The sequence below is a fragment of the Desulfovibrio sp. SGI.102 genome (assembly GCF_050314315.1).
Classification (GTDB): Bacteria; Desulfobacterota; Desulfovibrionia; order Desulfovibrionales; family Desulfovibrionaceae; genus Desulfovibrio.
Genome location: NZ_JBNPNC010000137.1, coordinates 1 through 455, shown reverse-complemented (window position 1 = coordinate 455; position 455 = coordinate 1). Strand labels below are relative to the sequence as shown.

At 72.5% G+C, this 455-nt stretch carries 1 pseudogene; it reads left to right on the top strand.

From position 1 onward, the window contains the following. Nucleotides 1-455, top strand: a pseudogene (locus ACQRCJ_RS12510) (hypothetical protein); the annotation flags it as partial.

Here is a 455-nt window from a genome sequence, read left to right as displayed (position 1 = left end):
CGGGAGGGTGCGCCCCGTCGCGACTTCCGCCGTCCCGAGCGTGACGGCTTCCGCAAGCCCGGCTTCCGGCAGGACGCGGACAAGCCCTTCCGCCCGCGCCCCTTCCCCGATGCCGCCCGTGACGGGGACGAGGCCCCGCAGGCCCGCCCGTCCTTCCGCAGGGATGGTCAGGACGAACGTCCCTTCCGTCCCCGTGGCGACCGTTTCGTGAACCGCGATGGCGAAGAAGCCCGGCGTCCCTTCCGGCCGCGTCGTGACGACGAGGGCCGGCCTTTCCGTAAGGACGGCTTCCGTCCCCGGCGCTTCAACGACAGCGACGGCGACGAAGGGCAGGACGGCCAAAAACGCCGTGCGCCCTTCCCCCGCTTCGATGACGAGCAGGAGGGTGCGCCCCGCCGTGATTTCCGCCGTCCCGACCGCGACGGTTTCCGCAAGCCCGGGTTCCGGCAGGACGC